General features: G+C 35.4%; 26 protein-coding genes, 2 pseudogenes and 2 other annotated features. Of the genes and pseudogenes, 25 read left to right on the top strand and 3 right to left on the bottom strand.

All coding sequences use genetic code 11. The annotated features are described in order from the left end of the window. The 17 genes and pseudogenes from HMPREF0518_RS06045 to HMPREF0518_RS05970 form a co-directional block, all read left to right on the top strand. A partial coding sequence (locus HMPREF0518_RS06045) for an ACT domain-containing protein (RefSeq protein ID WP_003627129.1) occupies nt 1-293 on the top strand: 293 nt, incomplete at its 5' end. Between the two features lie 6 nt (nt 294-299). Further along, entirely contained in the window at nt 300-1,550 is a 1,251-nt protein-coding gene (locus HMPREF0518_RS06040; protein ID WP_003627127.1) for a DUF389 domain-containing protein, read from the top strand. Between the two features lie 97 nt (nt 1,551-1,647). Then, nucleotides 1,648-1,929 carry a hypothetical protein gene (locus HMPREF0518_RS10785; protein ID WP_003627126.1) on the top strand — a complete coding sequence of 94 codons (282 nt, stop codon included), beginning with the start codon at nt 1,648-1,650 and terminating at the stop codon, nt 1,927-1,929. Nucleotides 1,930-1,937: 8 nt separating this feature from the next. Beyond that, nucleotides 1,938-2,090, top strand: a pseudogene (locus tag HMPREF0518_RS10780) (aryl-sulfate sulfotransferase N-terminal domain-containing protein); the annotation flags it as partial. Nucleotides 2,091-2,096: 6 nt separating this feature from the next. Further along, complete coding sequence (locus tag HMPREF0518_RS06030; RefSeq protein WP_003627124.1) at nt 2,097-3,335, top strand: aryl-sulfate sulfotransferase; 1,239 nt, start codon at nt 2,097-2,099, stop codon at nt 3,333-3,335. 53 nt (nt 3,336-3,388) lie between these two features. Then, nucleotides 3,389-3,500, top strand: a sequence feature (ribosomal protein L20 leader region). 25 nt (nt 3,501-3,525) lie between these two features. Further along, nucleotides 3,526-4,059: a translation initiation factor IF-3 gene (gene infC, locus HMPREF0518_RS06025; protein WP_080543081.1), complete on the top strand. Its 534-nt coding sequence runs from the start codon at nt 3,526-3,528 to the stop codon at nt 4,057-4,059. Between the two features lie 21 nt (nt 4,060-4,080). After that, complete coding sequence (gene rpmI / locus HMPREF0518_RS06020; protein WP_003627120.1) at nt 4,081-4,281, top strand: 50S ribosomal protein L35; 201 nt, start codon at nt 4,081-4,083, stop codon at nt 4,279-4,281. 43 nt (nt 4,282-4,324) lie between these two features. Next, complete coding sequence (rplT, locus tag HMPREF0518_RS06015) at nt 4,325-4,681, top strand: 50S ribosomal protein L20 (protein ID WP_003627118.1); 357 nt, start codon at nt 4,325-4,327, stop codon at nt 4,679-4,681. A 145-nt stretch (nt 4,682-4,826) separates the two neighbouring features. Then, nucleotides 4,827-5,351, top strand: coding sequence for a YqeG family HAD IIIA-type phosphatase (locus HMPREF0518_RS06010; protein ID WP_003627115.1), 525 nt, complete (start codon nt 4,827-4,829; stop codon nt 5,349-5,351). Then, entirely contained in the window at nt 5,344-6,453 is a 1,110-nt protein-coding gene (gene yqeH, locus HMPREF0518_RS06005) for a ribosome biogenesis GTPase YqeH (protein ID WP_003627114.1), read from the top strand. Before HMPREF0518_RS06010 ends, yqeH begins: the two co-directional genes overlap by 8 nt. Nucleotides 6,454-6,463: 10 nt before the next feature. After that, complete coding sequence (locus HMPREF0518_RS06000) at nt 6,464-7,120, top strand: nicotinate-nucleotide adenylyltransferase (protein WP_003627113.1); 657 nt, start codon at nt 6,464-6,466, stop codon at nt 7,118-7,120. Continuing rightward, nucleotides 7,101-7,694, top strand: a complete 594-nt coding sequence (gene yqeK / locus HMPREF0518_RS05995) for a bis(5'-nucleosyl)-tetraphosphatase (symmetrical) YqeK (protein ID WP_003627112.1) — start codon at nt 7,101-7,103, stop codon at nt 7,692-7,694. Before HMPREF0518_RS06000 ends, yqeK begins: the two co-directional genes overlap by 20 nt. Before the next feature lie 21 nt (nt 7,695-7,715). Next, nucleotides 7,716-8,063: a ribosome silencing factor gene (gene rsfS, locus HMPREF0518_RS05990; RefSeq protein WP_003627111.1), complete on the top strand. Its 348-nt coding sequence runs from the start codon at nt 7,716-7,718 to the stop codon at nt 8,061-8,063. 5 nt (nt 8,064-8,068) lie between these two features. Continuing rightward, the gene (locus HMPREF0518_RS05985; RefSeq protein WP_003627109.1) at nt 8,069-9,220 is read left to right on the top strand and encodes a nucleotidyltransferase; all 1,152 of its coding nucleotides are present in this window, start codon (nt 8,069-8,071) and stop codon (nt 9,218-9,220) included. 1 nt (nt 9,221) lies between these two features. Further along, nucleotides 9,222-9,776, top strand: coding sequence for a DUF177 domain-containing protein (locus HMPREF0518_RS05980; protein WP_003627108.1), 555 nt, complete (start codon nt 9,222-9,224; stop codon nt 9,774-9,776). Nucleotides 9,777-9,938: 162 nt separating this feature from the next. Continuing rightward, nucleotides 9,939-10,655 (top strand): response regulator transcription factor, encoded by a 717-nt coding sequence (locus HMPREF0518_RS05975; RefSeq protein WP_003627105.1) that lies wholly within the window; start codon nt 9,939-9,941, stop codon nt 10,653-10,655. Further along, a complete protein-coding gene (locus tag HMPREF0518_RS05970) occupies nt 10,633-12,201 on the top strand; it encodes a HAMP domain-containing sensor histidine kinase (RefSeq protein ID WP_012212117.1) in 1,569 nt (522 codons plus the stop codon). The genes HMPREF0518_RS05975 and HMPREF0518_RS05970 overlap by 23 nt, the downstream gene beginning before the upstream one ends. A gap of 36 nt (nt 12,202-12,237) precedes the next feature. Here HMPREF0518_RS05970 and HMPREF0518_RS05965 read toward each other — a convergent pair whose 3' ends face one another. The 3 genes from HMPREF0518_RS05965 to HMPREF0518_RS05955 are packed head-to-tail and all read right to left on the bottom strand — an operon-like array spanning nt 12,238 to nt 14,055. Next, on the bottom strand, nt 12,238-12,726 hold the full coding sequence (locus HMPREF0518_RS05965; RefSeq protein WP_003627102.1) for a YbaK/EbsC family protein: 489 nt from the start codon (nt 12,724-12,726) through the stop codon (nt 12,238-12,240). A 47-nt stretch (nt 12,727-12,773) separates the two neighbouring features. After that, nucleotides 12,774-13,736, bottom strand: coding sequence for a membrane protein insertase YidC (gene yidC / locus HMPREF0518_RS05960; protein ID WP_003627100.1), 963 nt, complete (start codon nt 13,734-13,736; stop codon nt 12,774-12,776). Nucleotides 13,737-13,782: 46 nt separating this feature from the next. Then, complete coding sequence (locus HMPREF0518_RS05955; RefSeq protein ID WP_003627098.1) at nt 13,783-14,055, bottom strand: acylphosphatase; 273 nt, start codon at nt 14,053-14,055, stop codon at nt 13,783-13,785. 97 nt (nt 14,056-14,152) lie between these two features. Between HMPREF0518_RS05955 and HMPREF0518_RS05950 the strand changes: the two genes are divergently transcribed. The 8 genes and pseudogenes from HMPREF0518_RS05950 to HMPREF0518_RS05915 all read left to right on the top strand — a co-directional run bounded on the left by HMPREF0518_RS05950 (nt 14,153) and on the right by HMPREF0518_RS05915 (nt 21,458). Further along, a complete protein-coding gene (locus HMPREF0518_RS05950; RefSeq protein ID WP_003627096.1) occupies nt 14,153-14,920 on the top strand; it encodes a TrmH family RNA methyltransferase in 768 nt (255 codons plus the stop codon). Between the two features lie 111 nt (nt 14,921-15,031). Further along, nucleotides 15,032-15,382: pseudogene (locus tag HMPREF0518_RS05945) on the top strand (winged helix-turn-helix transcriptional regulator). A 38-nt stretch (nt 15,383-15,420) separates the two neighbouring features. Continuing rightward, nucleotides 15,421-15,628: a binding site (T-box leader), on the top strand. Between the two features lie 38 nt (nt 15,629-15,666). Then, entirely contained in the window at nt 15,667-16,716 is a 1,050-nt protein-coding gene (gene pheS, locus HMPREF0518_RS05940; protein ID WP_003627093.1) for a phenylalanine--tRNA ligase subunit alpha, read from the top strand. Nucleotides 16,717-16,719: 3 nt separating this feature from the next. Continuing rightward, the gene (gene pheT, locus HMPREF0518_RS05935) at nt 16,720-19,134 is read left to right on the top strand and encodes a phenylalanine--tRNA ligase subunit beta (protein WP_003627092.1); all 2,415 of its coding nucleotides are present in this window, start codon (nt 16,720-16,722) and stop codon (nt 19,132-19,134) included. 76 nt (nt 19,135-19,210) lie between these two features. Continuing rightward, nucleotides 19,211-19,687 (top strand): transcription elongation factor GreA, encoded by a 477-nt coding sequence (gene greA, locus HMPREF0518_RS05930; protein ID WP_003627091.1) that lies wholly within the window; start codon nt 19,211-19,213, stop codon nt 19,685-19,687. A 63-nt stretch (nt 19,688-19,750) separates the two neighbouring features. Next, nucleotides 19,751-20,665, top strand: a complete 915-nt coding sequence (locus HMPREF0518_RS05925; RefSeq protein ID WP_003627090.1) for an L-lactate dehydrogenase — start codon at nt 19,751-19,753, stop codon at nt 20,663-20,665. Between the two features lie 186 nt (nt 20,666-20,851). Beyond that, complete coding sequence (locus tag HMPREF0518_RS05920; protein WP_003627089.1) at nt 20,852-21,193, top strand: type II toxin-antitoxin system RelE/ParE family toxin; 342 nt, start codon at nt 20,852-20,854, stop codon at nt 21,191-21,193. Further along, nucleotides 21,186-21,458, top strand: a complete 273-nt coding sequence (locus tag HMPREF0518_RS05915; RefSeq protein ID WP_012212107.1) for a helix-turn-helix domain-containing protein — start codon at nt 21,186-21,188, stop codon at nt 21,456-21,458. The genes HMPREF0518_RS05920 and HMPREF0518_RS05915 overlap by 8 nt, the downstream gene beginning before the upstream one ends. Nucleotides 21,459-21,484: the final 26 nt, after the last annotated feature.

Genomic DNA, 21,484 nt, shown 5'->3' with positions numbered 1-21,484 from the left:
TGATTTTTATTTTTTTTGCCAAGACTGATGAAGAATTATCTTTAGTCTGCGAAACTAAAAATGCTCCAAGCAAAACGATTAATCGGGAAGATGGTTGGCGTGCATTCAAAATAGAAGGACAATTAGATTTTTTATTAATTGGAATTTTAGCTAAAATTGCGCAATTATTAGCTAATAATGGTATTTCTATTTTTGCTGTATCAACTTTTAATACTGATTATATTTTAGTTAAAGATAATAATTTTGATTCAGCTATAAAAATTTTGTCAGAAAATAATTATGAGATTAAATAAGAAAAAATGAGTAGAAAAAACTATTTAAGCCCACAATTTCTTACCAAAATTAGTGAAGATGGTACTTTAAATATAGAAAGTTTAATTATTTTAACTTGTGCGATCTTTATTGCCAGTATTGGGTTAAACGTAAATTCAACGGCAACAATTATTGGGGCGATGCTCATTTCACCTTTAATGGGCCCACTTTTGGCAATTGGTACAGGACTAGCGCTTTATAACACAAATATTTTGCGTAAAGGTGCTATCTCACTGTTAGCAGAAATCGTTATTAGTTTAGTTGCATCGACGATTTATTTTCATTTTTCTCCGTTGACTTATGCTAGCCAGGAAATTATTGCCCGTACTTCACCTACTATTTGGGATGTAATGATTGCTTTCTTTGGTGGCAGTGCTGGAATTATCGGTGCTCGTAAAAAAGATGCAAACAATATTGTTCCTGGTGTAGCAATTGCTACAGCTTTGATGCCACCACTTTGTACAGTGGGATATTCGATTGCAGCGGGCAATCTTAAGTACTTTTTGGGATCAGGTTATCTATTTTTAATTAACTGCGTATTCATCACCTTAACAGCATTTTTGGGTGTAAAGATTATGAAGTGGCTAAGTCATTCTGCGGGTCAGCCTGGACTTAGTTTCTTTCGCAAACCAACTTTAAAAGAAACTGGAATAGTCTTAGTAGTAATTATCTTGATTATTCCAAGTATTCTTTCTGCTGGTCACATGGTAAACAAGACTTTAGTCGATCAAAATGTGCAAAATCTAGTTGCTCATGAATTGGGCGATGTTGATCTAATTAAAGAAAATGTTGATTCGCAAGAGAAAACTATTAATTTGACTGTTTCTGGTAAAAAGATTAACGCTAAAAAAATTCAAGCTGCTAAAGCTAATTTGGCAGAATATAATTTAAAAGGATACTCACTTAATATTGTTCAAGTGGCGCAAGTAAATCCTAACGCAGAGAACCAATTAGATAGACAAGTAAATAATATTCTTAATCAGCGTCAACGTGAGCAAGAACGGGCGAATGAAGAAAGACAGCAAGAACAAGAAAAGCATAATCAAGAAATTGAAAAATTGTCTCCTGCAATTTCTTCTGTTACAGCAGTTAGTGATAATAAGAATAAGCAAATTACTTTGATTGAGTTAAAGAAAAACATTTCTGCTAAAAAGAAGAAGGCATTAGTAAAGCAAATTAAAGAAAAATATCCAAATATTAATTTAGTGGAGTTTGTGCAAGAAAGCGAGAAAGAATAAGCGTTAAATTATTTCTTAAGTCATTTCTCTGTTAATATTTTGTAATATACGAATATTAGAATAAACTTGATGGGTTTATTTTAAAGGAAAAATTTTGGTGAAAAGTAATAAAATTTTACTTGCACTCGCAATGGGCTCGTTAATGTTGACGACGCCTGTTGGGATGTTGCATGAACAATCGAAAACAGTTTTAGCACAGAAGAAAAATGGCAATGCAAAAAAGACTAAGTTCAGTGATAGTCAAATTATTAAAAATTTAGGTGTTAAGAAAGTAGTAAGTTCAAGTAATGATGCCTTAACTGCCAAATATGCGGATATTGTACGGGGTCAACAATATTCTTGGGAATTAAGGTTAATCCTTATGAAAATTCGCCATTAACAGCACTAATGATTTTTCATACAGATCAACCTACCAAAATTAGTTACCGGGTAATTGGAAAAAGTGCCAACACTACCATTAAAAATGAAGTGAAGGGTTATCAAACCAATCACTAAGTACCAATCGTAGGTTTGTATGCTGGTTACGATAATTCTGTTGAAGTAACGATGACGGATCAATCTGGAAATCAACAGACCAAGACTTTTAAAATTAAAACGGCTAAATTACCTAAATGGATTAGAAGCTTTCCAATTAAAGTCACTGTCAAAGATAAGGCTAAGATGAATTTAGGTTCAAATGAGTTGACCGTTTTAAATAGAACTACTAAACAAACTTTTGCTGTCGATGGTGATGGCGAAGTACGTTGGTACTATTTGCGCTGGAATGAGCATATTTTTGAACAGTTGAATAATGGTCATATTTTATTATTCAATAAGATCAAATCTAGCGATGAAAAATACAATATGTTAGTTGAAACCGACTATTTTGGACGCGTATATCGTGAATTTAGTTTTGATAAGACTTTAGGTGGTAGCTATGCCGAAACTGCTGGCTTATCATTAGTTCACCATGACGTGGCAGAAGTGCCTAATGGTAATTGGCTATTAACTGTTGATGATGATAGCAAGTATGTAGAAGACACAATTGCTGAGCTTAATCCTAATACTGGTAAGATCGTTAAAGTAATTGATTTTAAGAAAATTTTCCCAGAATCAATGTACAAAAAGAGTAAGATCAAGGCTAACGATAATACCAGTAGTGGATTAGGACTAATGGATTGGCTCCATATTAATACAATTGATTATGATGCGAAAACAGGCAACATTTTGCTATCTGCACGTAATCAAGATATTATTTGGTCAATGAACTATCAAACTAAGAAAATTAATTGGATTTTTATTAGCAAGCCAACTAAAGAATGGCCTAGTTCATTCCATAAGTATCTCTTAAAACCAAGCAAGGGAACAAAATACCCAGGTGGTCAACATGGAGTTTACTTATTAAAAGAAACGGGAAGCAAATTAGATATTCTGCTTTATGATAATAATATTGCTGTAACTAATGGTGATAAGAAGCAAAGTGGCAAGTTCTCTGCTGCTACAGAATATCAAATCGATACGAAGAAAAAGACGATCAAACAAGTTTGGAGCTACGGTAAGAATTTGGGTAAACAAAACTTTACCGAAGTTATTGGTTATGCGCAACGCTTGAAGAATGGCAACACTTTAATCAATTTTGGCTTTAAAAACAAGGGTAAAGAGAGTAACATAATTGAAGTTGATGCACATGGAAATCAAGTATTCAATTTGACAATTACTAATAGTGCTAAGGACATGACTTATGTATATCGGGCATATAGAATGCAATTCTATCCTGATAACTATGTTTTTGATGTAACTAAATAATTGCACATCATGTGTTGACGCGAGTAGTTTAAACGCGTATAATACACCTAGTTGAGAACAAGAAGAAGCTCCCGCTTCTCGCCTAAGTTAAGTTAACCTCTGGGCTGATCGATAATTTCTGTTGATTAGAGGCGGGTGATACTTATCCCGCCTTTTTCTTGTCCTCAAATTAACACGGAGGTGAATAATCATACCAAGAAGTTTAATCTTAAACGAAAGAATTCGTGCACGCGAAGTTCGTTTAATTGATGAAGATGGTCAGCAAGTTGGTGTTGTATCTAAGAACGAAGCTTTACATAAAGCAAGTGATGCTGGTTTAGATTTAGTTCTTATTTCACCTAATGCTAAACCACCTGTAGCACGTATCATGGACTACGGTAAATATCGTTTCGAACAACAGAAGAAACTTAAAGAATCCCGTAAAAAGTCCAATACAGTTAGTGTCAAAGAAATTCGTTTGAGTCCAACTATTGAAGGCAACGACTTTGAAACTAAATTGAAGCATGTTTGTAAGTTCATTTCTAAAGAAGGAGCTAAGGTCCGTGTATCAATTCGTTTTAGAGGTCGTGCCATCACTCACAAGGAATTAGGTCAACAAGTTCTTGAAAAGATGGCTGAAGCAACTTCAGATATTGCTAATGTTATCAGTAAGCCTAAGATGGAAGGCCGTTCAATGTTCTTGATGTTAGCACCTAAGAGTGATAAGGACAAAAAGAAAAAGTAGTTAATTGGAGGAAATAGGAATATGCCAAAGATGAAAACACACCGCGCTTCTGCTAAGCGTTTTAAGAGAACTGCAAATGGTGGTTTAAAGCGTCACCACGCATTTACTGGTCACCGTTTCCATGGTAAGACTAAGAAGCAACGTCGTCACTTGAGAAAGGCTGCTATGGTTTCACGTAGCGACATAAAGCGTATCAAGCAAATGCTTGCTCAAATGCACTAATTATTAGTTCTTGATAGACTGACTATAGTAGGAGGAATTTTAAATGCCAAGAGTTAAAGGTGGAATTGTAACACGTAAACGTCGTAAGAAGGTCATGAAGCTTGCCAAGGGTTACCGCGGCGCAAAGCACATGCAATTTAAGGCTGCAAGCACTCAATTATTCGTTTCATACAAGTACGCATTCCGCGACCGTAGAAGACGTAAGAGCGAATTCAGAAAGTTATGGATTGCTCGTATTAACGCAGCTGCAAGACAAAATGATATTTCATATTCTAAGTTAATGCACGGCTTAAAGTTAGCTGGTGTTGACATGAACCGTAAGATGTTAGCTGATATTGCTTACAACGATTCAAAGACTTTTGCACAATTAGCAGAAACTGCTAAGAAGGCATTGAACTAATTATCATTAGAAATAGAGATTAGGAGATAGTCCTGATCTCTATTTTTTTCGCTAAAATATTATTTTTCGATATTAATGAAACAAAAATTTCTAATGCAACTCCATTTTTGATATTATAGAGAATGAGAGAAAATGGAGAATTTTTATGTTATTTAGACCAAAATATACAATAAATACAATTTATAATTTGGATCCCGTCAAATTGAATGAAATGGGAATAAAAGCAGTTTTTTCAGATTTAGATAATACATTGCTTGCATGGAATAAATTTGAAACTGCTAAAGAGATGGATAATTTTAATAAAAAACTTGCTAAAGCTGGTATTAAATTGGTGGTTATTTCTAATAACAATGCTAAGCGAGTAGGTAAAGTGCTGAATCCATATCATATTGATTTCATTGCTAAATCTCGTAAGCCATTGCCTTTTGCAATTACGCGCAAACGCGAAGAAATGAAGTTAGCTAAAGATCAAGTAATGATGGTTGGTGATCAGCTTATTACTGATATGCAAGCTGGAAATTTAGCAGGAGTTGAAACTGTTTTAGTAAAACCATTAGTAGAAACTGATAAATGGAATACGCGAATTAATCGCTTTTTTGAAAAGATTATCTATTTCTTTCTTGGTTTATCACACCGAGTAACTTTTAAGGAGAATTTACAAAATGGATGAGGATATTATTTGTATTGGCTGCGGAGCGGTTCTTCAATCTGATGACCCACAAAAAGCGGGTTATCTGCCTAAGGGTGCTCTTGAAAAAGCAAAAAATGAAGAAAATACAGATGTTTATTGTCAACGTTGCTTCAAATTGCGTCACTATAACGAGATTATGCCGGTAGATTTGAATAATGATGATTTTCTAGCTTTGCTTAATTCATTAGCTGAAAAGAAGGCTTTAATCGTCAATGTTGTTGATCTATTCGACTTTTCAAATTCCTTGTTATCATCTTTAAAGCGTTTTGTGGGAAACAACGATTTTATTCTTGTTGGAAATAAATTCGATCTTTTCCCTAAAAATTCTAAACAAAGCAAAATTAAGGATTGGATGAGACAAGAAGCCAACCGTATGGGGCTTTATCCTAAAGATATTTTCTTAGTTTCTGCCAAGAAGAAATTAAATTTAGAAAGTTTGATTTCATATATTAATGATCAGTCTCAAGATAAAGATGTCTACTTTGTAGGGACGACTAATGTTGGTAAGTCAACTTTAATTAATGCGATCATTGATATGATGGGTGATATTCAAAATCTAATCACAACGTCACGTTTCCCAGGTACCACATTGGATCAAATTGAAATTCCACTTGAAAATGGACACTTTTTGATTGATACTCCGGGAATTATGACCGACAATCAATTAGCTACACATTTAAATGCAAAAGATTTGGAGTTGATTTCACCTAAAAAGCCATTGAAGCCAGCAACTTACCAACTTTTGCCAGGCAATACTTTATTTTTGGCAGGGCTAGGAAGAATTGATTATCTTAAGGGTGAATCAACTAGTTTTACGGTTTATGTAGCACGCAATATGTATGTTCATCGTACTAAGACTACCAATGCGGATGCGTTTTATGAAAAACATAAAGGCGAGTTATTGGCTCCTCCATCTCCGGATGATCAAATGGCTCCACTTAAAGGCAAGGAATTTAAGACCGAATTTAAGAGCGATCTCTTATTCGGAGGCATTGGTTTTGTGACTGTGCCAAAAGGCTGTTTAGTTAAAACATATACTCCAGATGGTATTGGGTTAGGTATTCGTCGTGCATTAATTTAGAGGTTTGCGTATGGTTAATCCAAAGTGTATTGAAAAAGAAGCACCAACTGTTAAGGAAAAAGCTGAGTTAGAGCAAGAAAATGGTAGAGGACGTCAAATTGGAATTATGGGTGGTACTTTTAATCCAGTCCATATTGCCCATTTGGTAGCTACAGAACAGGTAATGACCAAGTTGCGTTTAGATGAAGTGTGGTTTATTCCAGATAATATTCCACCACATAAGAATGCACCGCTGACTTCGGCTAAAGATCGTGCAACTATGCTTGATTTGGCTACAAAAGACAATCCTAAGTTTAGGGTCAAGCTATTGGAATTATTCCGTGGCGGTGTTTCATATACTGTTGATACGATGCGTTATCTAAAGGAAAAAGCACCTCAGAATAATTATTATTTAATTATGGGTAGCGATCAGGTAAATAGTTTCCATACTTGGAAAGAAGCATCTACCTTAGCTAAATTAGTTACTTTGGTAGGTATTCGTCGCCCAGGTTATCCGCAGAATCCGCAGTACCCAATGATTTGGGTTGATGCACCTGATATTCAATTGAGCTCAACAGCCATTCGTCGTTCAGTAGCTACTGGCACTTCAATTAGATATTTAGTACCTGAAGCAGTTAGAAAATATATTGTGGAAAAGGGGCTTTATCTTGACGAAACTAATTTTTAAAAAGACATATTCACCATTATCTAGTGCTGAAATTATTGCTAAAGAAAAAGCAAATATGGATGATAAAAGATTTCAGCACTGTGTTCGAGTTAGCGAGACTTCACGTAAGTTATCTAAGCTGAATAATTATGATGAAGATAAGGCAGCACTTGCTGGTTTTGTTCATGATTACGCAAAGCAGGTGCCTGTAGAAGAATATGTTAAAGTAATTAAGGATCAAGATTTTGATCCTGATTTACTAAATTGGAATCGAGCAATTTGGCACGGAATTGTTGGCACGTACTTTGTTGAGCGCGATTTAAAGATCCGAGATCCTGAAATTTTGATGGCTATTCGTCGTCATACTACTGGGGATGTAGAGATGACCACCTTAGATAAAATTGTCTTTATGGCGGACTTTATTGAACCTGGTCGTGATTTTCCAGGTGTTGATGAAGCAAGAAAAATAACCTATGCCAACTTAGATAAAGGAGTAGGTTATCAATTAGCTCATACTCTAAGTTTTTTAATTGAACAAAGAAATAAAGTTTATCCACGTACTCTAGCAGCTTATAACGTTTGGAGTACAAAATAGTTTATATAAAGGAGAAAGAATTTGACTAGTAAAGAAATTTTGGATTTTACAACTAAAGCAATTAGTGATCGTCACGGTGAAGATACTGAAGCTTATGATATGCGTGGTATTAGCATCTTAGCCGATTATTATGTAATTACCAGTGCAGGTTCTAACCGTCAACTTCATGCTATTGTTAATTCAATCGTAGAAGCAGCACATGAAAATGAATATACTGATTACCGTATTGAAGGTACTAGAGATTCAAACTGGCTTTTGCTTGACTTGGGTGATGTAGTTGTTAATGTCTTTACCAAAGAAGCTCGTGAATTTTATAACCTTGAAAAATTATGGGCTAATGGTAAACAAGTTGAATTAAAGGAAGATTAATAAAAATGAGCGTTGTCGGGATTATTGCAGAATTTAATCCTTTTCATAGTGGTCATGAATTCTTGTTAAATCAGGCACGGTTGATTGCTGGCAATGATCCAATTGTGGTCGTAATGTCTGGTAACTATGTGCAGCGTGGAGAAATGGCAATTATGAGTAAGTGTCAACGGGCTAAAGTGGCACTTCAATCTGGTGCAGATTTGGTCTTTGAAACGCCTTTTTCAACTGCGGTGGAACCAGCTGACTTATTTTCATTAGGCAATATTGAGCAATTAGCTAAACTAGGCGTAACAGATCTTGTTTTTGGTGTTGAAAATGCTAACTTGAATTTTGCATATTTGGGTAGTAAGATTGCTGAAATTCCTCAAAATCACATGGATTTTAAGGATTATAGTCAAACATATTCGACCCAGTATAATCAGATGGTAGCTCGTGAGGTAGGTCATGAAGTTAATCAGCCTAATGCAATCTTAGGTTTGGCTTATGCAGTAGCTAATCATAATTTAGGTTCACCATTGAAGCTGCATCCCGTCAATAGAATTGGGGCTGGACATGATGATCTTTTACAGCGAAATGGCGTAGTTCAAAGCGCCAGTGCTATTAGAAATTTGTTGCTTCATGGTGAAGATACAAGCAATTTAAAATATTGGGTGCCTAAAGCGGAAGCAATTGAATTGAGTAAGCAAGAAATTTATCCTAATTGGAATTTGCTGTATCCATTTTTAAAATATCGAATTGAATCTTCTTCAATTGATGATTTAAGACAAATTTATCAAATGAGTGAAGGCTTAGAGTATAAAATGAAACAAGAAATCCATTTGTCACGTGATTTCACTGAATTTTTACGTAGGATTAAGTCTAAGCGATACACGTATTCTCGTTTGCGTAGATTGAGTCTTTATACTTTGTTGAATGTTACTCAAGATGATATGATTGCTAGCTTCAACGAAGAATCTCTGATGCTGTTAGGTTTTAGTAAAACTGGACGTCAATATTTAAAGAAGAATAGAAAAGATTTTCAAACTGAGATTATCTCTAAAGTAGATAAGCGCAGCGCTAAAAGCGGTTCGCTCGCTTTACAAGTTAGAACAGATCGTTTATTTGAACAAATAATGGGTGTTGATCAAAACTTTGGTCAACGACCAATTGAGGTGTAATATGTTAGAACTTAGTTTTTCTAAAATAAGAAATAGTTCTGAGCCATTGACACACATTGAACGTGATGTAGAAATGCGACCAGAATTTTTTAAGAGAAGTAAAGATCTCTTAATTGATGCCAAGAACGTGTATGTTTCTGGAGATCTATTTTATCAGGAGACCTTTGTAACTGGTAATTTTCATGTTACGTCTGATTTAGTAGTTCCATCAAGTCGAAGCTTGCAACCGGTGAAGTATCATGAAGATTTTACTTTTACAGAAAATTATATTGATCGTAAACCGACTAAAGAAGAACTTGAAGATAATGATACGATTGTTAAAATTGATAATGATGTAATTGATTTACAGACAGCAATTGAAGATAATATGTTACTTAATATTCCGACCACTATCTTGACGCCAGAAGAAAAGGAAAAGAATATCTATCCTGAGGGTCAAGGTTGGGAAGTCGTTTCTGAATCAGCATTTGAAGAAGGAAAGAAGAATCAAGTAAATCCAGCATTTGCAAAATTAAAGGTTTTGTTTGATAACAATGAAAATAATAAGAAAAAGTAAAATTATCTAAATGGCTTGAAAACGATCAAAGAATTTTAGCTTTGATTGTTTTTTATCTTGTTTTAAGGTCACTTTTAAAGTATCCTTTAATTATAAAAACATTTTTTAATATATTTGTTAGTATTTAAAGAACCAAATTGATCGATGAGGAATTGAATTAACATGGCAAAAATTTTAATTATTGAAGATGAAAAAAATTTAGCTCGTTTTGTGGAGTTGGAATTACAACACGAGAATTATGAAACTGTAGTAGAAAATAATGGTCGTAAAGGACTTGAAGATGCTCTTAATCAAGACTTTGATGCAATCCTGCTTGATTTAATGTTGCCTGACTTGAATGGATTAGAAATTGCTCGTCGTGTTCGTCAGGTAAAGACTACTCCTATCATTATGATGACCGCACGCGACTCTGTTATTGATCGTGTTTCTGGTTTGGACCATGGTGCAGATGATTATATTGTTAAACCATTTGCAATTGAAGAACTTCTTGCTCGTTTGCGTGCTGTTTTACGCCGGGTAAAGATCGAAAAAGATGCTTCTAGGGTTACCGTTGCTAAGCAAAAGATTGTAAAATTTAAGAATTTAACAATCGAAACTGCCAACCGTATTGTTCACCGTGGAGATGGCAAGGCAATTGATTTAACTAAGCGTGAATACAACTTATTGATGACTTTAATCGAAAATAAAAATAATGTTGTTAGTCGTGATCAATTGCTTAACAAGATCTGGGGCCCAGAATCTAATATTGAAACTAACGTTGTAGAAGTTTATGTTCGTTACTTGCGTAATAAAATCGATGTTCCAGGACAACCATCTTACATTAAGACGGTTCGTGGTATCGGTTATATGGTAAGAGATGAAGACGATGACCAAGAATAAGAATAAAGAGACCAAACATTCATCGCTAATTGTGCGATGGGTAAGTATCGTTGCTTTAACGATTACGGTCTCTTTTGTCATATTTTCTGTTGTTGTTTATCAAATTGTTAGTCGTCAGTCATTAGATCAACAAGAGGAAATGTCATTAAATGTGGTTACTACGCTGAATAGAACATTAAGTTCTATTCCTGATGAATTGGAGATATCAAATGTAATACCGTCTCTTTCGCCAGCTACCAGGCGAATTTTAAAGGGAGAACCAGCGATTAGTGACAAAGATAGTACTAATAATGCATTTAGTGATAATTTGATTGCTTCTATTTCTAATCCAGATATTAACTCGGCCGTTTATAATAAACACGGTGAAATTGTTTTTACTAATGGAAATGTAACTCCTAAGTTTAAATCTTTTAAAGAAGTATCAAAAAACGAACTGGTTAAACGCAATGGACATCAAATTTTGTTGACGTACCAAAAGGTTTATTCATCTGTAAATAATAAGTTGACGGGATACATTGTAGTTTCTAACAATATGACCTACTACAATAGCTTGATGAAGAACTTATTGCATTCGATGGTTGCAATCTCGATTATTGCAATTGTCGTGTTTGTAGTGACGTCATATATTTTGGTATTCAATGTTGTTAAGCCGATTAAACGAATGTCTAAAGTGGCCCAGGAGGTCAATGCCGATCCTAATAGTGGAGCAAGAATTAAAGAATTAAATCGTGATGATGAATTAGAGAATTTAGCTACTTCAATTAATCAAATGCTTGATAGGATGCAGAGCTATATTGAACAACAGAAGCAATTTGTGGGGGATGTCTCACACGAATTGCGGACTCCTGTGGCTGTAATTGAGGGACATTTGAATATGCTTGAACGTTGGGGTAAAGATGATCCACAGATTTTAGATGAGTCAATTAAGGCCTCATTGCAAGAAGCAGATAGGATGAAGCACTTGATTCAGGAAATGCTTGATTTGACTAGAGCTGAACAAATTGATGTGCAGTATCCACATGAAGTAACGAATGTCTATGATACGGTTAAACGAGTGGTGGCAGATTTGGCCATGGTTCATCCTGATTTTGAAATTCGACTTGATGAGGATGATTTACCTCAAGATACTGAAATTCAAATATATCACGGCCATTTGGAACAATTGCTAGTGATTTTGATTGATAATGCGATTAAATATTCGACTAATCTTAAGCAAATTAATGTTTCTGCTGGTTTAACTAAAAAAGAAGTTAACATTATTGTTCAAGACTTTGGTGAGGGTATTTCTAAGGAAGACCAAAAGAAGATCTTCAATCGATTCTATCGTGTCGATAAGGCAAGAACTCGTGAAAAAGGCGGCAATGGCTTAGGCTTGTCTATTGCCCATAAATTGGTAGATAGTTATCATGGTGAAATTAGCGTAGAGTCTGTTGAAGGACAAGGAAGTCAATTTAAGTTGACCTTCCCACTTATTTCTAAAAAGAAGGCTGCTAAGTTGAAGAAATTAAATGAAAATTCTGAATTGCCAAAGAGTAATTTAGAATAATGAAAAGACAGTTCAATCGAACTGCCTTTTTTCTATCTAAAACGATCTTTCTTCAACCAGATGCCCATAGCTACTCAAAATACGTGCCAAATCGATCCATTGCAAGCTGATCGTTTTGGTATTGTCATTAGGATGCACACCCACAAAATTATTTTCTTCCATAGCTTCTTGATCAATGACCAACGGAATTGTATTGGTCTCATCATTTAAAAGGCTGAACGGAGATACTAAACCTCTTTTTACCTTTAATTTCTCCATTAATTCATCTTCATCGGCCATGGTTAAACTAGAAGTAAATAATTCTTTCTGCGCCTTCTTCCAATCTATTTTTTTGTTTTCGGGAAGCATTACTAAAAAGTATGATTTTTTATCTCGTGTCTTGATAAAAAGATTTTTACATTTGACAAAAGTCTCATCTTTTAAATATTGATCAGCTTCTTTGGAGGTTGAGACCGCAGGGTGGGTGAATGCCTGATAGGTAACGTCGTGTTTGTCTAATAAGCTAAGTAATTCTTGGCTATCCATAGTTTTTCCTTTATCAAAAAGCCAGGAAAAATCCTGACTAAATTTTATTATTTATGTTTTTGTTTACCCTTATTGCGGTTGCGCAAGTCTTGGTGTAATTCCTTCTTTGCTTGACTAGTAGTACTATTACCAGAATTAGTGTTAAACAAATCAGCAACCTTTTCTTTAGTAACTACAACTTCGACAGGCTTATCCTTTAATTCATCAGCTATGTGCTTCTTAACGCTTGGTGTAAGGATAAAGGTAACGATAACTTGTTGAATGATCATAACTAGGTTACCAGCGGCCCAGTATAATGCCAAAGCACCAGAGAAGGATAAACTGAAGAATAAAGTCATAATTGGGTTGAAGATCATCATTGATTGCATGGTCTTCTTTTGTTCTTCAGGAATACCAATTAATGAAATGTATCCTTGGATCACAGTAAAGATAGTCGCAATAATAGCTAAGACAACAGATTTTTGACTAAGTGAAATGCCAAAGAATGTTGAATGAGCCAATTGCGGTGAGTAGAATACCGCTTGATAAATACCCCACATAATTGGCAGTTGGATGATCAATGGTAAACAGCCAATTCCGCCAGTTAATGACATCTCATTCTTAGAATAAAGTTCTCTTTGCCAACCTGACAAGGTCATTTGCTGCTCAGGAGTAATGCCTTTGTGCTTCATTGCAGCTTGGATTAATTTCATTTGTGGTTGCAAACGAGCCATCTTTTCTTGTTGACGCACACTCTTGTTTTGTTGAACAAGCATTAAAGGCATCAAGATTAAACGAACGACAACGGTAATAATCACAATACCCCAACCTGCACTGTTATCGCCGCCGACCATATGAGCCGTGTGAATCATGATATTTTGCAATGGTCGGCCTAACCATTGGTAAACCCAACCATAAATACCACTATGAGGCGCAACATTAGGATTGTTTGTAGCGCCACAAGCACTTAATACAAGAGCAGCAACGACTAAAAGTGCTAAGACTCCTGTATATTTTTTGATTTTCTTCATTAAATAAATCACCACTTAGTTTCTATAGTAAATAAAATATGCATCTCTAATATAATACATGAAAATCATGCATTTGTTCTACATTTTGGACAGATTCTTGATCAATATTTTCAATATGAGCGAATCCTGAGGCAGATGGCAATTTTTCAATAAAATGATCTATTTTATCGGGAGTACTTTGCAAGTAAATAGTAACAGTGCCATCCGAATTATTTTTAACAGTGCCAGGGATGTTCATTTTATTTGCTAGTGCCATAGTACTCCAGCGAAAGCCAACTCTTTGTACTAAACCAGAGACAGTTAATTTTCTTGTTTCCATAGTATTTTCCTCTCGTTTTTTCAATCAATATCATCTTTAATTTTACCATGTTCAATTATCCTCTATAATATAGTGAGAATCAAAGAGGGAGAAAAATATGCAACAAATCAGTTCAGTCAATAATGCAACGGTAAAGAAGTTAGCTAAGTTAAAGCAAAAGAAGTATCGTGATGAAGAAGGCCGCTACTTAATTGAGGGCTTTCATTTGTTTGATGAAGCTATTAAATCTGGCCAAAAGTACCAATATTTATTGGGTACTGAAGAAGCTCTCGACAAGGCAGAAGAAGATTATGATGTCGACTTAAGTGGTAAAAATGTCATTTTGATCAATAAAGCAATTGCACGTCACTTAAGCAGTACCAAGAATTCACAAGAAATTTTTATGGTACTAAAAATTGATCAACCACGTGAATTTCCATTTAATTATGGTAAGTGGGTTTTACTTGATAATCTAGCAGACCCAGGTAATGTCGGAACTATCATTAGAACAGCTGATGCGGCAGGTTTTGATGGGGTAGTTTTGTCACCAGAAAGTGCAGATTTATATAATCCTAAAACTCAACGAGCAATGCAAGGCAGTCAATTCCACATTGATTTAATTAAGCGTGATTTAGCTGACGTTATCACTGATTTTCAGGATGCGGCTATCCCAGTTTATGCAAGTATGTTAGACAAAACTGCCAAGCAATTACCTGATTTTGAAAAGGTACCGCAACTTGCTTTAATTATTGGTAACGAAGCTCATGGCGTTAGTTCTACAATTGCTAGTTTGAGCGATGAAAAATTGTATATTCCAATTAAGGGTAAGGCGGAATCACTCAATGCGGCTGTAGCAGCAGGAATTATGATTTATCACTTTGTATAGTACTTGTATTTAGTAAGTAGATTTTTTATAATAATTTATGTGAGGGTAAAACAAAAATATAATATATGTTAATATCTTTGTTGAAATTATATGGTTATGGAGGATTTACTTATGCAAGAAGTCAAAGAAAAAAAGGAGAGCGCTCCTTGCAAACCTGAAGACTACGAATTGTGTGGTCACTTTATCAATGCTTTTCAAATAATCGGCAAAAAATGGAATGGCTTAATTATTAGTTCTTTATGTGATACAGAAGATATGCGTTTTAAGGACCTTGCTCGCTGCATTGAGGCATGTTCAGATCGAGTTTTGGTAGAACGACTTAAAGAACTTGAAAAAGATGATATCGTTAGAAGAAGTGTTGATAAAGATACAGGAATTATTTCCTATGGTTTAACTTGAAAAGGGGCAGAACTTAAACCAGTCTTTGATCAAGTACATAATTGGGCCGATAAATGGGCCTAAGGACTTGCAAGAATAAGCAAAAAGAAATATCATAATAGTTAATTACTGAGATCAAGACTAGTAACAGTTAATTATCTGAACAGAGAGTCTTCTTTGATAAGCTGAAAGAGAAGGTAGAATAGTTAATTGTGAATTTCATCTTGGGAGTAGAATCTAATCAATTCCGGTATTTCACCGTTAACGAAAACTTGAGTGTGGGCATAGAATGCCCAAACTAGGGTGGTACCGCGACGCTTCGTCCCTATTGATGGACGGAGCTTTTTTGTTTTGAAAGGAAAGAATTAATGGACTTATTTGATAAGTTAAAAGAGCTTCATGAGCAAGGTCTTGCAGAAATCAAAAAGGCTACTGATGAACAGACTTTGAATAAAGTCAGAGTTGAATTAGTTGGACGTAAGGGTGAATTAACTAAGATTTTGCACTCTATGCGTGATGTTGCCCCAGAAAATAGACGTGAAGTAGGGCAAAAGGTTAATGAACTACGCGATTTATTTAACAAGCAATTAGACACTACTAAGGCGAAAATTGTTAAGGCAGTTTTATCTAAGAAGCTTGAAGACGAAAAAATTGATGTTACTTTACCAGGGCGTGAAGGACATTTAGGTTCAAAGCATCCAATCAATATTATTTTGGATGATTTGGAAAGCTACTTCATCGGTATGGGTTATAAAGTAGTGCAAGGTCCCGAAATTGAAACTGATCACTACTGTTTTGAAATGATGAACTTGCCAAAAGATCACCCAGCACGTGATATGCAAGCTACTTTCTATATTGATGGTGAAGACTTGCTTAGAACTCAAACTTCAGGTGACCAAGCCAGAGTGTTGGAAAAGCATGATTTTTCTAAGAGTCCTCTTAAGATGGTTGGTCCAGGTAAGGTATACCGTCGTGATGATGACGATGCTACTCACTCACACCAATTCATGCAAATGGAAGGCTTGGTAGTAGATAAGAACGTCACAATGAGCGATTTAAAGGGTACTCTTGAAATGATTGCCAAGCACGTCTTCGGTCAAGATAGAGCTACTCGTCTTCGTCCAAGTTACTTCCCATTCACTGAACCATCAGTTGAAATGGACGTATCTTGCTTTAACTGTGATGGTAAAGGTTGTCCAATTTGTAAATACACTGGTTGGATCGAAGTATTAGGTGCCGGTATGGTTCATCCTAACGTATTAGAAAACGCTGGTGTTGATTCAACTGTTTACGGTGGTTTTGCCTTCGGTTTAGGATTAGACCGTTTTGCAATTTTGAAGTACGGTATTGACGATATTCGTGATTTCTACACTAACGATGTTCGTTTCTTGAAGCAATTCCGCAAGGAGGAAAATTAATTTATGTTAGTTTCATACAATTGGTTACAAGATTTTCTTAATTTAGATCAAGATCCTCACGACTTAGCTGAAAAGATTACCCGTACTGGTGTTGAAATTGCTGATGTTAAGCACCCAGAAGAAGGACTTAAAAAGCTAGTTGTCGGTAAGGTGCTTGATTGTAAAGGCGTTGAAGGTACTCACTTACATTTAACTCACGTTGATGTTGGTGAAGACGAACCACTTCAAATTGTTTGTGGTGCACCTAATGTGGCTGCTGGTGAGTTGGTTATCATTGCTCTTCACGGTGCTCGCATTGCTGGCAATGAAAAGATCAAGAAGGGCAAGATCCGCGGCATGGAAAGTTATGGTATGATCTGTGGCTTGCAAGAAATTGGCTTTAGTGACAGTGTTGTACCAGAAGAATTTGCAAACGGTATTTATGTCTTCCCAGAGGATGCAGATGTCAAGCCAGGTCAAGATATTTATGAAGCTCTTGGAATGGACGACTACATTTTAGACTTCGATATTACTCCTAACCGTGCTGATACTTTAAGTATGGAAGGTTCAGCTTATGAAGTTGGTGCAATTGTTGATCAAAAGCCTAAGGTAGAAGATGTTGTCTTAAAAGAAGATGGCCCAGATTGGACAGATACTCTTGATGTCAAAGTTGACGAAAAATTAGCACCTAAGTTTTACTTACGTAAATTAACTGGTGTTAAGATTCAACCATCACCACTTTGGATGCAAAGACGTCTTTGGAACGCAGGTATTCGTCCAATTAACAATGTGGTTGATGTAACTAATTACATCATGCTTTTAACTGGTCAACCAATGCATGCTTATGATGCAAAGACTTTTGCAAATGGTAAGTTTGAAGTTAGATTGGCTAATAAGGGTGAAAAGCTTACTTTATTAAATGAAAAAGAAGTAGACCTTGATCCTAATGATATCGTTATTACTGATGGTGAAAAGCCAGTTATGATGGCTGGTGTCATGGGCGGTCTTAACTCAGAAATTACTGCTGAAACTACTGATGTAATTTTGGAATCTGCAATTTTTGATCCAACTTTAGTAAGAAAAGCTGCTCTTCGTCATGCAAACCGTACAGAAGCTTCTAGCCGCTATGAAAAAGGCGTTAACTGGGATGCAACTGAAAACGCAATTAACATGGCAGCACTTTTGCTTAGAAACGATGCAAATGCAACTGTAGATGAAGGTATTATTAAGGCTACTGATACTAAACGTAAGCCAGTTGTAGTTAAGACTACTGTTTCATACATTAATCATGTGTTAGGTACTGAAATTAGTGCTAAGGACATGATTAAGATCTTTGATCGTTTAGGCTTCATGGTTGAACATGATGGTGATGATATTGCAGTTCATGTTCCAAATAGAAGATGGGATATTGCTATTCCAGCTGACTTAGTGGAAGAAGTTGGTCGTATTTATGGTTACGATAACTTGAAGTCAACTCAACCACTTTTGGCTGAAACTCACGGTGGTTACTCAGAAAAAGAAGAAATGATGCGTCGCATGAAAGCTATTGTCGAAGGACAAGGCTTGATGGAAGCTATTTCTTACTCATTAACTTCACCAGAAAAGGCAGTTCGTTACACTAAGGATCCTAAGGACTTAGTCAAGGTTCAACTGCCACTTAACTCAAGTCGCTCCGCTATGCGTGAAAACTTGATGACTGGTTTGGTTGATGCGGCTAGCTACAACTTTGCTAGAAAGCAAACTCAATTGGCATTGTTTGAACAAGGTCGTGTTTATGATCATGATGGTGGAACATTTAATGAACATGAACACTTAGCAGCCTTATATTCAGGCAATACTTTTGCAGAAAACTGGCAACACTTGACTCAAAAGGTGGACTTCTACTTTGTAAAGGGACAATTAACCAACTTGTTCACTGCAATTGGTATTAACCCAGAAAAGGTAGTTTATAAGGCTGAAGGTATTGAGGGGATGCACCCAACTAGAACCGCTGCTATTTATATTGATAAGCAATATGTTGGTATGATCGGTATGATTGCTCATGCAGTAACTTTTGCTGACAAGGCTCTTCGCGGTTCAGAACTTTATGGTTATGAAATTAACTTAGATGTGATTATTCCAATGCTTACTAAGGGAATGACTGCAACTCCAGCTCCTAAGTTCCCAGCAATTGAACGTGACCTTTCATTGTTAGTTAACAAAGATGTAACTAACCAAGAAGTTGAAAATGTCATTAAATCTAATGCTGGTAAGTATTTAACTGCCCTTAAGGTGATTGATGTTTACGAGGGTAGTCACATTGAAGTTGGCAAGAAGAGTTTAGCTTACAATTTAACCTTCTTGAATAGAAAAGATACTTTAACTGATAAGGTCGTAAATAATGCAATGGACAAGATCAGAGCAGGTCTTGAAAACGATCTCGATATTAAAGTACGTTAAAGGTTGACTTTAGTGGTGTAAACCAATATCATTGATCAATGCAAAGAGAATTTAATTTCTGAGGAGTTAAAATAATATGCCTGAAAAATCTTATCCAATGACTGCTGAAGGTAAAGAAAAACTTCAAGCAGAATTAAAGAATTTAAAGTTAGTTAAGCGTCCAGAAGTTATTGAACGTATTAAGGTTGCTCGTTCATTCGGTGACTTATCAGAAAACTCTGAATACGATGCAGCTAAGGATGAACAAAGTCACGTAGAAGACAGAATTGCTCAAATAGAAGACATGCTTAAGTATGCACAAGTTGTTGATGCTGACAGTGTTGATCCTAATGAAGTTTCAGTTGGCAAGACTGTTACCTATACTGAAGTTGGTACAGATGATGCTGAAACCTATACTATTGTAGGTAGTGATGAGTCTGACCCATTGAATGGCAAGATCTCAAATGATTCACCAATTGCACAAGCACTTTTGGGCAAGAAGAAGGGTGAAACTGTATCAATTACCACTCCTGGTGGTCAATTTGACGTTGTAATTAACAATGTTGAAGCATAATAATTGAGAAGAGGAGTTAGGTAAAACTACCTCCCTTTTTTGTTAGAAAGAAGGTTTTAAAAAATGAGAACAGTAGGAATTATCGGAATGGGTCATGTTGGTGCAACTGTTGCATATACTTTGTTTACTCATGGCATGGTAGATGATTTAATTTTAATCGATAAAAATGAAGATAAAGTAAATGCTGAATACAATGATTTGCACGATACATTAGCTAGAAATGATACTTATGTTAATGTAAGAAAACAAGACTGGGATGGTCTTGAAGATGCTGATATTATTATTACTGCTTTTGGTGATATTGCAGCTTCAGTTAAGACCGGCGATCGTTTTGGCGAATTTGAATTAAATGCTAAAAATGCTAGGGAAGTTGGAGCAGATATCAAAGAATCTGGCTTCCATGGAGTATTGATTAATATTTCTAATCCTTGTGATGCAATTACTCAAATTTTGCAAGAAACTACTGGCTTAAAGAAGAATCGTGTCTTCGGTACTGGTACTTTCCTTGATACTGCAAGAGTACAAAGAATCATTGGTGAAAAATTAGGACAAGATCCACGCAACGTAGAAGGTTTTGTTTTGGGTGAACATGGTTCTTCACAATTTACTGCTTGGTCAACAATTAGAGTTAACAATAAGATTGCTTTCCAATTATTTGGTGAAGAAGAACAAGAAAAGATCAGTGAACAATCAAACAAGAACTCATTTATCGTAGCCAACGGTAAAGGCTACACTAGTTATGCGATTGCTACCTGTGCAGTTCGCTTGGTAAAAGCAGTATTTAGCGACGCACGTTTATACTGTCCTGTTTCAGTGTATAATCCAGAATATAAGACTTACATTGGCTATCCAGCAATTATTGGCCGTGATGGGATTGAAGAAGAAATTGAATTGAAGCTTACTTCAGAAGAAAAAGAAAAACTTGAAACAGCTGCTGATAAGATCAAGGAACACTTAGATCAATTAAAGAAAAAATAAAATATCAATTTAGATAAGAAGACGAGAAGTTACATTGAGTAATTTCTCGTCTTTTTTTAATTTCTCTAAAAAATTTTTTTGCGTAATAAATAGTGGGAGGTAAATTTTAATTCTTATGTATATGAATCTGATAGTATATTTGCTATCAGAGAAAGGAAATAATGTGCAAAAAAGCTAAAATTTGAAATGTATGAGCGTTTAAACGGGCATAATGAATTTTATGAGTATTTGAATTCATTGACAGTTAAGGAACAGGCAAAATTGTTATCACTTATTAAGCAAGTAGAGCTTAATGGTATAAGTGTCGCTGTTCAGCAACATTGGATAGGAGTGATTGATTCAGATATTTTTGAACTTAGGGCTAGATTCTCTAATAAACGGATGAGAGGCTTGTACTTTCACGTAGATGATGGTAAGTACGTAATTACGCATGGTTTTTCAAAAACAACTAAAAAGATGCCTCTTCGAGAAAATAAGCATGCTCATGATATAAGAAATGAATATTATGAAAGGAAAAATTATGAGTAAGAGTATTGATGATGTAATTCAAGAAAAAATGAAAAATCCTGAATTTAAAAAAGCATTTGAAAAAGATATGGCTCAGTTTAGTAGCTCAGTTGCACTTTTAAAGGCTAGAGAAGATGCAGGCTTAACGCAACGTGAACTGGCTGAAAAAGCTGGGGTACCTCAAAGTACAGTGGCTCGTATTGAACGTGGATACAGTACGAGTACCAAAACGCTTTCTAAACTTGCAAGTGCAATGAATAAAACTATGAGAATTGTAATTTCATAACAATAAAAAAAGCCCATGACTTCTAC

Source organism: Lactobacillus helveticus DSM 20075 = CGMCC 1.1877 (assembly GCF_000160855.1).
Classification (GTDB): Bacteria; Bacillota; Bacilli; order Lactobacillales; family Lactobacillaceae; genus Lactobacillus; species Lactobacillus helveticus.
The sequence above is the reverse complement of the archived record's forward strand: the minus strand, read 5'-3'. Positions and strand labels throughout refer to the sequence as shown.

Coding starts and splice junctions, on each gene's coding strand:
- HMPREF0518_RS06040 (WP_003627127.1), top strand. CDS start 300: ATGAGTAGAAAAAACTATTTAAGCCCACAATTTCTTACCAAAATTAGT.
- HMPREF0518_RS06030 (WP_003627124.1), top strand. CDS start 2,097: ATGACGGATCAATCTGGAAATCAACAGACCAAGACTTTTAAAATTAAA.
- rpmI (WP_003627120.1), top strand. CDS start 4,081: ATGCCAAAGATGAAAACACACCGCGCTTCTGCTAAGCGTTTTAAGAGA.
- rplT (WP_003627118.1), top strand. CDS start 4,325: ATGCCAAGAGTTAAAGGTGGAATTGTAACACGTAAACGTCGTAAGAAG.
- HMPREF0518_RS06010 (WP_003627115.1), top strand. CDS start 4,827: ATGTTATTTAGACCAAAATATACAATAAATACAATTTATAATTTGGAT.
- yqeH (WP_003627114.1), top strand. CDS start 5,344: ATGGATGAGGATATTATTTGTATTGGCTGCGGAGCGGTTCTTCAATCT.
- HMPREF0518_RS06000 (WP_003627113.1), top strand. CDS start 6,464: ATGGTTAATCCAAAGTGTATTGAAAAAGAAGCACCAACTGTTAAGGAA.
- HMPREF0518_RS05985 (WP_003627109.1), top strand. CDS start 8,069: ATGAGCGTTGTCGGGATTATTGCAGAATTTAATCCTTTTCATAGTGGT.
- HMPREF0518_RS05980 (WP_003627108.1), top strand. CDS start 9,222: ATGTTAGAACTTAGTTTTTCTAAAATAAGAAATAGTTCTGAGCCATTG.
- HMPREF0518_RS05975 (WP_003627105.1), top strand. CDS start 9,939: ATGGCAAAAATTTTAATTATTGAAGATGAAAAAAATTTAGCTCGTTTT.
- HMPREF0518_RS05970 (WP_012212117.1), top strand. CDS start 10,633: ATGAAGACGATGACCAAGAATAAGAATAAAGAGACCAAACATTCATCG.
- HMPREF0518_RS05965 (WP_003627102.1), bottom strand. CDS start 12,726: ATGGATAGCCAAGAATTACTTAGCTTATTAGACAAACACGACGTTACC.
- yidC (WP_003627100.1), bottom strand. CDS start 13,736: ATGAAGAAAATCAAAAAATATACAGGAGTCTTAGCACTTTTAGTCGTT.
- HMPREF0518_RS05955 (WP_003627098.1), bottom strand. CDS start 14,055: ATGGAAACAAGAAAATTAACTGTCTCTGGTTTAGTACAAAGAGTTGGC.
- HMPREF0518_RS05950 (WP_003627096.1), top strand. CDS start 14,153: ATGCAACAAATCAGTTCAGTCAATAATGCAACGGTAAAGAAGTTAGCT.
- pheS (WP_003627093.1), top strand. CDS start 15,667: ATGGACTTATTTGATAAGTTAAAAGAGCTTCATGAGCAAGGTCTTGCA.
- pheT (WP_003627092.1), top strand. CDS start 16,720: ATGTTAGTTTCATACAATTGGTTACAAGATTTTCTTAATTTAGATCAA.
- greA (WP_003627091.1), top strand. CDS start 19,211: ATGCCTGAAAAATCTTATCCAATGACTGCTGAAGGTAAAGAAAAACTT.
- HMPREF0518_RS05925 (WP_003627090.1), top strand. CDS start 19,751: ATGAGAACAGTAGGAATTATCGGAATGGGTCATGTTGGTGCAACTGTT.
- HMPREF0518_RS05920 (WP_003627089.1), top strand. CDS start 20,852: ATGTATGAGCGTTTAAACGGGCATAATGAATTTTATGAGTATTTGAAT.
- HMPREF0518_RS05915 (WP_012212107.1), top strand. CDS start 21,186: ATGAGTAAGAGTATTGATGATGTAATTCAAGAAAAAATGAAAAATCCT.